The 8,610-nt window shown below is 73.9% G+C and carries 10 protein-coding genes; 3 read left to right on the top strand and 7 right to left on the bottom strand.

The genetic code is table 11. The annotated features are described in order from the left end of the window. Both ACFE60_RS01605 and ACFE60_RS01600 read right to left on the bottom strand, forming a co-directional pair. Nucleotides 1–214, bottom strand: a 214-nt coding sequence (locus tag ACFE60_RS01605) for a DUF2255 family protein (protein WP_375387086.1), incomplete at its 3' end; no start/stop codon positions are given. Between the two features lie 71 nt (nt 215–285). After that, entirely contained in the window at nt 286–582 is a 297-nt protein-coding gene (locus tag ACFE60_RS01600) for a putative quinol monooxygenase (protein ID WP_375387085.1), read from the bottom strand. A 58-nt stretch (nt 583–640) separates the two neighbouring features. Here ACFE60_RS01600 and ACFE60_RS01595 point away from each other — a divergent pair, with 58 nt between their 5' ends. Continuing rightward, the gene (locus tag ACFE60_RS01595) at nt 641–1,153 is read left to right on the top strand and encodes a methylated-DNA--[protein]-cysteine S-methyltransferase (RefSeq protein ID WP_375387084.1); all 513 of its coding nucleotides are present in this window, start codon (nt 641–643) and stop codon (nt 1,151–1,153) included. Here the strand turns inward: ACFE60_RS01595 and ACFE60_RS01590 are convergent. The 5 genes from ACFE60_RS01590 to ACFE60_RS01570 all read right to left on the bottom strand — a co-directional run bounded on the left by ACFE60_RS01590 (nt 1,135) and on the right by ACFE60_RS01570 (nt 6,484). After that, nucleotides 1,135–1,575, bottom strand: a complete 441-nt coding sequence (locus ACFE60_RS01590; protein WP_375387083.1) for a GNAT family N-acetyltransferase — start codon at nt 1,573–1,575, stop codon at nt 1,135–1,137. The genes ACFE60_RS01595 and ACFE60_RS01590 overlap by 19 nt on opposite strands. A gap of 49 nt (nt 1,576–1,624) precedes the next feature. Further along, a complete protein-coding gene (locus ACFE60_RS01585) occupies nt 1,625–3,322 on the bottom strand; it encodes an AMP-binding protein (RefSeq protein WP_375387082.1) in 1,698 nt (565 codons plus the stop codon). A gap of 16 nt (nt 3,323–3,338) precedes the next feature. Beyond that, nucleotides 3,339–4,628: an ATP-binding protein gene (locus ACFE60_RS01580; protein ID WP_375387081.1), complete on the bottom strand. Its 1,290-nt coding sequence runs from the start codon at nt 4,626–4,628 to the stop codon at nt 3,339–3,341. Between the two features lie 308 nt (nt 4,629–4,936). After that, on the bottom strand, nt 4,937–5,539 hold the full coding sequence (locus tag ACFE60_RS01575; protein WP_375387080.1) for a DUF1992 domain-containing protein: 603 nt from the start codon (nt 5,537–5,539) through the stop codon (nt 4,937–4,939). 321 nt (nt 5,540–5,860) lie between these two features. Next, complete coding sequence (locus ACFE60_RS01570) at nt 5,861–6,484, bottom strand: TetR/AcrR family transcriptional regulator (protein ID WP_375387079.1); 624 nt, start codon at nt 6,482–6,484, stop codon at nt 5,861–5,863. Between the two features lie 113 nt (nt 6,485–6,597). Here ACFE60_RS01570 and ACFE60_RS01565 point away from each other — a divergent pair, with 113 nt between their 5' ends. Further along, nucleotides 6,598–7,422: a sugar phosphate isomerase/epimerase family protein gene (locus ACFE60_RS01565; protein ID WP_375387078.1), complete on the top strand. Its 825-nt coding sequence runs from the start codon at nt 6,598–6,600 to the stop codon at nt 7,420–7,422. Continuing rightward, nucleotides 7,419–8,543 carry a Gfo/Idh/MocA family protein gene (locus tag ACFE60_RS01560; RefSeq protein WP_375387077.1) on the top strand — a complete coding sequence of 375 codons (1,125 nt, stop codon included), beginning with the start codon at nt 7,419–7,421 and terminating at the stop codon, nt 8,541–8,543. Before ACFE60_RS01565 ends, ACFE60_RS01560 begins: the two co-directional genes overlap by 4 nt. The last annotated feature ends 67 nt before the right edge of the window (nt 8,544–8,610 follow it).

The raw sequence follows: 8,610 nt of genomic DNA, 5'->3' as shown, positions 1-8,610 counted from the left end.
CCTCGCCGGACTCGATCCGCCCCTCGTGCCGGTGCTGCACGCCGCGGTACCAGGCGCCGTCCGCGCCGCGGACGCTGCGCACGTACACCTCGCCGTCGACCACGACGGCCCAGATGATCACGAGCCGGCGCAGCGCGTCGTCGGCTCCCCTGCCCGCGATGCGCAGCTCCTGCGCCCGCGCGAGGCGATCCAGCTCGTCGGCCGTCCAGGTCATGGGGTGCCTCCCTCCGCCGCCCCCATCCTGCGCCCGCCGGGGACGTCGGTCGACCCCGGCCGCCGAGTCGGTCAGAGGGTCGAGCGCACCTCGTACCGGGTGAGCACCGGCGGGCCGGCCAGCAGGTCGCCGAGGTTCGACGCCCCCTCCGGCGTCGCCCGCCAGGCCCGGTAGGCGTCGTCGTGCTGCAGCGACTCCCAGTGCTCCACGACGGTGACGTGCGTGCGGTCGGCGACGTCCTCGACGACCTCGAGCCCCCGGTTGCCGTCGAACGCCCTCGTCTGCTGCAGGATCGCGTCGATCAGCGCGGGCGCCTCGTCCAGCCGGTCCTCGCGGAGGTGCAGCTCGAGCAGGGACGTGACGGGCATGGTGACTCCTTCGTCGAACGGTTCCGACCGATCGTAGGCACTGCGCGATACTCGGCCCGTGCCCGCCTGCACCGTCTCGACCGTCGACACGCCCGACGGCCCGTTCACGATCCTCGAGGACGAGGAGCGGCGGGTGCTCTCCTCCGGGTGGACGGACAGCACGTCGCGGATCGTCGAGCGCCTGGCGCCGCGCGACCGCCCATCCCGGATCGTGCCGGGCGCGGCGGCGTCGGCGGAGGCGGTCGAGGCGTACTACGCGGGCGACCTCGACGGCGTGCTGACCGTCCCGGTCCGCCAGCACGGGACCGCGCTGCTGCTCGAGGGCTGGGCGCAGCTGCGCCGCATCCCCGCGGGGGTCGTGCTCAGCTACACGGAGCTGGCGGCGGCCATCGGGCGCCCGGCCGCGATCCGGGTGGCCGGCAGCGTGTGCGCGCGGAACGCCCCGGCGCTGTTCGTGCCGTGCCACCGGGTGCGCCGCTCCGACGGCACGCTCGGCGGGTTCGCGTGGGGGCTGCCGGTGAAGGCGGCGCTGCTGGCCAGGGAGGGCGCGGCTCAGCCGGCGATCTCGTAGTGCACGAAGCCGGTCAGGTCCGCGACCGTGTCGTCGAGGGCGCGGGCGGTCGTGTTCGACTCCTGCGTGAGCCAGTAGACCTTCTCCGCGCCCGCCGCCGCGGCCTGGGCGCGCACGTGCTCGATCAGCGCGCGGGCGACGCCGCCGCCGCGGGCCTCCGGAGCGACGAAGAGGTCCTCGAGGTAGCAGTACGACCTCGTCGACCACGTCGACGGGTGCAGCAGCCAGTACACCAGGCCGACTGCCGCGCCGCTGTCGTCGTGCGCGAGCACGCCGTGCACCCCGTCGCCGGCGACGAGCCGGAGGAAGACGTCGTCGGTGGTCTCCTCCGGCAGGGCCTCCTCGTAGAAGACGAGGTACGCGTCCCAGAGCCGCTGCCAGCCGGCGCGGTCAGCGGCGGTGATGAGCGCGATGGAGGTCATCGCCCGACCGTAGCGCCGGGGCCGACGGCGCGCGTCCCGTCGAGCGCGGTCAGGGCGTGCGGCGGCCCAGCTCCGCGAAGCGGTCGTCGCGCCACTCGTCCGGCAGCTCGGCGCCGTCGCGGGCCGCGTCGATCTCCCGCTGCCGCAGCTCGACCCTGCGGATCTTGCCCGAGACGGTCTTCGGCAGCTCGAAGAACTCCAGCCGCCGCACGCGCTGGTACGGCGGCAGGTGCTCGCGCGCGTGCCGGAGGATCGCGAGCGCCGTCTCCCGGTCCGGCCGCCGTCCGGGCGCGAGCGCCACGTACGCCTTCACCGCGTTCAGCCGGGTGTCGTCGGGCGCGCCGACCACCGCGGCCTCGGCGACCGCGGGGTGCTCGATCAGGACGCTCTCGACCTCGAACGGCGACACCTTGTAGTCCGACGACTTGAAGATGTCGTCGGTGCGGCCGATGAAGGTGATGACGCCGTCGGCGTCGCGGTTCGCGACGTCGCCGGTCCGGTACCACCGCTCGGCGCTGCCGGCGCCGGTGCCCGGCACGCCGAGGTAGCCCGCCATCAGGAACGGCGCCGGCTGCCGCAGATCGAGGCAGATCTCGCCCTCGTCCGCCTCCTCCCCCGAGATCGGGTCGACCAGGGTGACGGCCGCGCCGGGCAGCGGGACGCCCATCGACCCGCTGCGCACCGGGCTGCCCGGGGTGTTCGCGATCGTCGCCGTCGTCTCCGTCTGCCCGTAGCCGTCGCGGATGATGAGCCCCCACGCCTCCTGGACGCGGCTGATCACCTCCGGGTTCAGCGGCTCCCCGGCGGACAGCGCCTCGCGCAGCGCTCGGGGTCGCGCGCCGAGGTCGGCCTGGATCAGCATCCGCCAGACGGTCGGCGGCGCGCAGAAGGACGTGACGCCGTCGCGGTCGAGCAGGCCGCGCAGCGCCACCGGGTCGAAGCGGGCGGAGTTCGAGACGTACACCGTCGCCTCCGCGTTCCAGGGGGCGAAGAAGCAGCTCCACGCGTGCTTCGCCCACCCCGGCGAGCTGATCGCGAGGTGCACGTCGCCGGGCCGCAGCCCGAGCCAGTACATCGTCGTCAGGTGCCCGACCGGGTACGAGGTCCTGGTGTGCACGACCATCTTCGGGCGGCTCGTGGTGCCGGAGGTGAAGTAGACGAGGCACGGGTCGCTGGATCGCACGGGCACGACCGGTCGGGGCCCGTCGAACGCGGCGGCGTCCGAGTAGGCGGCCCATCCCTCCACCGGTCCGCCGACGGCGATGCGGGAGAACCCCGCGAGCCCGTCGAGCTTCGACGCGTCGCCGGCGTTCGCGATCACGTGCTTCACGAGGCCCCGCTCGACGCGGTCGGCGAGGTCCCCCGGGGTGAGCACGACCGTCGTGGGCAGGATGACCGCCCCGATCTTCATGATCGCGAGCATCGACTCCCACAGCTCGACCTGGTTGCCGAGCATCAGCATCACGTGGTCGCCCGGCCGCACGCCCTGCGCCGCCAGCCAGCCGGCGACGCGGTCGGACCGCCGCCGCATCGCGTCGAAGGTGATCCGCTGGTCGCGGCCGTCCTCCTCCACGATGTGCAGCGCGACGCGGTCGTTGCCGAGCGCGATGCGGTCGAACCAGTCGGTCGCCCAGTCGAACGCGTCCCCGACGTCGGGCCATACGAACTCCGCGGACGCACGCCGGTGGTCCTCCCGCAGCGCGATCAGGCGGTCGCGGGCAGCGCGGAAGACCTCGTCGGCGTCCATGGCCCCATCCTCCCCGTCACACCCGGGCGATCCGGTCGATGTCCTCCAGGAACTCGGCGGCGACCTCGGGCGACACCGTCGCGCGGGTCGCCGCGATCGCCGCGAGGTAGTGCGCGTGCGACGGGCCCTCCGCCTCGTCCGGCGAGCGGTCCGCGGTCGACAGCGCCTCCTCCAGCGCGCGCTGCGACGCGGTGCGCGCCGCGTACTCGATGTCGGCCGGCGAGAAGCCGTCGGTCCGCGCGACCAGCTGCGCCGCATCGACGCCGGCCGCGGCCTGCTGCGGGATGTACCGGCGCCAGATCGACTCGCGGGCGACGGCGTCGGGCAGCCCGATCGGGATGACGTAGTCGAAGCGGCCGTGCCGGAGGAAGGCGGTGTCGAGCGCGCGGATGAAGTTCGTGGCGCAGACGAGCAGCCGGTTCGGCTGGTCGCGGAAGGTCGGGATGATCTTCAGCAGCTCGTTCGTGACGCCCTGCATCGCCGACGGCGGCTCACCGCCGCGCTGGACCGCGATCTCCTCCACCTCGTCGATGAAGACGACCGCGTGCTCGAGGTCGGCGATCCGGGTGAAGGTCTGCCGCAGCGCGCCCGCCAGCCCGGCGGGATCGGCGGCGAGCCGGGACGGGAAGACCTCGACGAAGGACCACTCGAGCCGGGAGGCGATCGCGCGGGCGAACGTCGTCTTGCCGGTGCCGGGCGGCCCGAACAGCACGACCGCGCTCGGCGGCACGACGCCGAACCGGTCGGCGAGGTCGGGCTGGGCGAGCGGCATCACCAGCCGGCGCTCCAGCAGGTCCTTCTCCTCCCCCATCCCGCCGATCGCCTCCCACAGCCCGCGCGGCAGCACCCGGCCGCCCAGCTGCGCCAGCGGCCCCAGCTCCTTCCGCTGCACCGGGATGCGGCGCTCGAAGTACCGGAGGTTCTGCTTCGCCTCGAACCCCTGCGCGGCGAACGCGTCGGTGCGCAGCTGCGCGTCCGGCAGCAGCACCGACAGCTTCGACAGCCCGAGCGGCGCCATCCGCTTCTCGAGCGCCGCGAGCATCGCGCCGCCGATCCCCCGCCGCTGCCACGCGACGCTCGTGGAGAGGAACACGATCCAGCCCTGCGCGTGCGCGGCGCGGCCGACCGCCGCGCCGATCACGACGTCGTCGCGCACCGCCACGACGGCGTGGTCCTTCTCGCAGGAGGCGAGCACCTCGGCGAGGCCGTACACGGGCTCGACCTCGGTCGAGCGCAGCTCCTCCCAGAGGTGGAGGATCCCGTCGACGTCGTCGGGATGGAAGTCGCGGATGCGCCACTGCGCCATGGAGGGCCTGCCTTCGACACGGGGAGAACGGTCCGGCGCCGGGTGGCGGCACCATGTCTTCGCGGACATCCCCCGGTCGGTCGGACCGGGAGGGAGCGGACTTCCCCGGATCGAGGAGCATCGCTGCCCGGCCAGTGTGCAGGCGGGGCTTCGGGGGCGCAACCGCCGGCGCCTCCCTCTCGCGGATCCGGATCGCTGCCGCGGATCCGGACCGGTGGAGCGACACGCCGCGTGGATCCGCTGGGCAGCGGCGTGTCGCCCAGATGATCCGGATCCGCGAGAGGGATCCGGATCCGCGAAGCGGGCGATCAGCCGCGCTTCGCCCGCTTGGCCCGGCGGCGCTCCCGCCACGGCATCGCGGCGAGCGCCGCGGCCTCCCGGGCCCGCTCCTCGGTCAGCGCCTGCTCGCGCGCGACGCGGCGTTCCCCGGCGCGCCGCCGCCAGGCCGCCACCTCGGCGTCGACGTCGCGCGGCCGCGTGACGACCGGCGGGCCGCCGAGCAGCTGGCGCCGGGCCTCCCGCACGCGCCGGTTGAAGTCCTCGAGCGCCTCCCGCACCTGCGCCTCGCTGCTCAGGGCGTCGAGGCGGTCACCCAGCCGCGCGTCCTCCGTGCGGAGGGTCAGCGCAGGCGGACCGAGCCCGGTCAGGTTCTCCCGCTCGATCTTGCGGCGGATCCACCAGTGCTCGTCGTGCACACCGCCGAGGTCCTGCAGCGGCTTGCCCGCGCCCGGCAGCCCGTCGAAGTCCCCGCGGCGCTGCGCCTGCTGGATCGCGACCTCGACCGCCATCGACCGCTCGTCGAGCGTCGCCTGGCCCCGGTCGACGGGGTCGTCCTCCTCCGCGCCCGCCACGCGGTCCGCGGCGTAGCGGGCCGCGGCGAGGCGGGAGTCGGGTGCGCGCTGCTCGGTCATGGGGATGGTCTCCGCATCCACGGTAGGCGAGGAACCGGCGGGAGGGGTGCGAGCCGGTCAGCGGAGCCCGACGGCGTCGAGCCGCAGGGCGTACCGTCGGATCGAGTCCCGCTCGAGGAGGAGCCACCATGGCCGACAAGTCCCCCAAGAAGACCACCGCGAAGACCGCAGCGGCGAAGACGCTGAAGGAGAAGCGGATCGACAAGAAGGAGAAGACGGCGGCGAAGCGCAAGTCCGGCTAGGTCCGCCGAACGCCGTTGACGGGGCCCTGCGCTGCCGACCTCCCGGTGCTCACCGGCGGGACGGCAGCGGAGGGCCCCGCTAGCGTCCGTCGCGGTGCGCGCCGTCGCCGAGAAGGCGGTCGAGCATCGCGAGCGCGCCCACCTGGTCGACGTCGGCGTCGAGCAGCCACTGCGCCTGCAGGCCGTCCGACGCGGCGATCACGAGCGCCGCGACCTGGTCGGGGTCGAGGTCGGGGCGGACGGCTCCGGTCGCCTGGCGGGCGCGGACCTGCGCGGCGAGCGTCGCCCTGGCGGCCGCGAACCGGTCCGTGGCGAACCTCGTCGCGGCCGGGTGCCCCTCCTCCAGCGCCGTCGCGACGAGGCTCGTGTACAGCTGCACCATGCCGGGCACCCCGCGGTTGCGCTGCGCGGACAGCCGCATGGCCTCGACCGGGCCGACCTCGTCCGGGATCGGCGCCTCGCGCTCGAGGCGGCGGGCGGACTCGGTGTAGACCTCGACGAGCAGCCGCTCGAGCGACCCGAAGTGGTGGATCAGCGCCGCGTGCGTGACACCGACCGCCTCCGCGATCGCCCGCAGGCTGGTGCGGTCGGCACCGCGCTGCGCGAAGACCTCGATGGCGGAGTCGAGGATCTCCTGCCGCCGCGCGACCCCCTTCGGATAGGAGCCGCGAGCGCGCGACGGCTCCTCCGCGTGGTCGGTCATGGGGGCATCGTAAGGCGTTCGGAACCCAGATACCTCCACGCGGAGGTTTCCGTGTAGCGTCGGATCGGCACCGAGCGGTGCCGCGACAGAACGACGTGACGAAGAAGGACGACGTGCCCCAGCCAGAAGCATCCGTGCAGCTCTACTCACTCGCGGAGCAGTTCTCCGCCGACATGGCCGGGTCGCTCGACCGGCTCGCCGCGATCGGCCTGAAGAACGTGGAGGCGTTCGACTTCGTCGGCCGCCCGCAGGAGATCCGGGCCGCGCTCGACGCCGCCGGGCTCGCCTCGCCGACCGGTCACGCCCCCCTGCTGTCCGACACGCTGTGGACGCCGGACGGCTCCATCCCGACGCCGAAGCCGGAGGTGGTGTTCGAGGCGGCGGCCGCGATCGGCATCCGGACCGTGATCGACCCCTTCGTCGCGCCGGAGCGCTGGCTGACCGAGGACGGCGTGCAGGACATCGCCGAGCGCATCAACGCCGCGGCCGAGGTCGCCGCCGGGTTCGGCCTGACCGTCGGCTACCACAACCACGCGCAGGAGTTCATCGCCTCCTTCGACGGGAGGACGGCCTACGAGCGCTTCGTCGAGCTGACCGAGGACCGCGTCGCGATCGAGCTGGACCTGTTCTGGGCGCTCACCGGCGGGCAGGACGTCGTCGCCCTCACCGCGAGCCTCGGCGACCGCCTCGTCGCGCAGCACATCAAGGACGGCGTCGCGCCGGCCGACAACCCGTTCGCGCCCGGCGCCCCGGCGTTCGGCTCCGACAGCCTGGACCAGCGCCGCGCCGGCGAGGGCGACGTCGCGCTCGCCGAGGCGCTGCGCGCCGCGACCGCGCTGCAGTACGCGGTCATCGAGTACGACCACGCGCCGGGCGACGTGTTCGAGGACGTCGCCGCCTCCTACGCCTTCCTCACCGACGGCGGGTTCGTCCGATGAGCGCCGTCGGTGTCGGCATCATCGGCGTCGGGGTCATCAGCGACACCTACCTCGAGAACCTCGCGTCGTTCCCCGACGTGGAGGTGCTGGTCGTCGGCGATCTGCTGGTCGACCGGGCGAGGGCGCAGGCCGAGAAGCACGGCGTGCCCGCGTGGGGCTCCGCCGAGGACGTGCTCGCGCACCCGGACGTGCAGCTGGTCGTCAACCTGACGATCCCTGCCGTCCACGTGGAGGTCTCGGCCGCCGCGATCGGCGCCGGCAAGCACGTCTGGAGCGAGAAGCCGCTCGGCCTGAGCCGCGACGGCGTCGCCGGCCTGCTCGAGCAGGCGCGCGCCGTCGGCGTGCGCATCGGCTCCGCCCCCGACACGCTGCTGGGCCCGGGCTTCCAGAGCGCGAAGCGCGCGATCGCCGCGGGCGTCATCGGCGAGCCGCTGTTCGCGCAGACCGCGTTCCAGACCCAGGGCCCCGACCTCTGGCACCCGAACCCCGGCTTCCTGTTCGCGCAGGGCGCCGGCCCGCTGCTCGACATGGGCCCGTACTACTTCTCGGCACTCGTCAGCCTGCTCGGCCCCGTCGACCGGATCGCCGCCGTCGGGATGAAGAAGCAGGAGCAGCGGCGCATCCACACGGGCCCGAACGCCGGGGACACGTTCCCGGTCGAGGTCCCGTCGACGATCCAGATCCTCACCGCGTTCGAGTCGGGCACGCAGGCGCAGAGCCTGCTCAGCTTCGACTCGGCGCTGGAGCGCCACGGGATCCTCGAGATCCACGGCACCGAGGGCTCCATCGTGCTGCCCGACCCGAACATGTTCACCGGGCGCACCGCGTACGTGAAGCCGCTCGGCGTGCTGCGCGACGGCGACCCCCACGAGCAGACCTGGATCGACGTGGAGGAGACCGGCACGGTCACCGGCCGCGGCCTCGGCGTGCTCGACATGGTCCGCTCGATCGCCGCCGACCGGCCGCACGTCGCCTCCGGCGAGCTCGGCCGCCACGTGGTCGACGTGCTGCTGTCCGCGCAGGACTCGGCTGCGACGGAGCAGTTCGTGAAGGTCGAGAGCACGGTGGGCCCGGTGCCGCTGCTGCCCGACGGCTTCGATCCGCTCGCCGCGACGCTCTAGCGGTCCGACCGACGCGGCTCGTCCCACTCGTTGTAGGCGCGATGCCCCGTCAGGCGCTCGAACGCCC

Origin of the sequence: uncultured Amnibacterium sp., assembly GCF_964245895.1 — a bacterium.
Classification (GTDB): domain Bacteria; phylum Actinomycetota; class Actinomycetes; order Actinomycetales; family Microbacteriaceae; genus Amnibacterium.
Note: the sequence above shows the minus strand (reverse complement) of the source record. Positions and strands in the feature narration are given on the sequence as shown.

Excerpts from the sequence above, each read along its gene's own strand:
- ACFE60_RS01600 (WP_375387085.1), bottom strand. The coding sequence starts at position 582 with ATGCCCGTCACGTCCCTGCTCGAGCTGCACCTCCGCGAGGACCGGCTG.
- ACFE60_RS01590 (WP_375387083.1), bottom strand. The coding sequence starts at position 1,575 with ATGACCTCCATCGCGCTCATCACCGCCGCTGACCGCGCCGGCTGGCAG.
- ACFE60_RS01585 (WP_375387082.1), bottom strand. The coding sequence starts at position 3,322 with ATGGACGCCGACGAGGTCTTCCGCGCTGCCCGCGACCGCCTGATCGCG.
- ACFE60_RS01580 (WP_375387081.1), bottom strand. The coding sequence starts at position 4,628 with ATGGCGCAGTGGCGCATCCGCGACTTCCATCCCGACGACGTCGACGGG.
- ACFE60_RS01575 (WP_375387080.1), bottom strand. The coding sequence starts at position 5,539 with ATGACCGAGCAGCGCGCACCCGACTCCCGCCTCGCCGCGGCCCGCTAC.
- ACFE60_RS01570 (WP_375387079.1), bottom strand. The coding sequence starts at position 6,484 with ATGACCGACCACGCGGAGGAGCCGTCGCGCGCTCGCGGCTCCTATCCG.
- ACFE60_RS01560 (WP_375387077.1), top strand. The coding sequence starts at position 7,419 with ATGAGCGCCGTCGGTGTCGGCATCATCGGCGTCGGGGTCATCAGCGAC.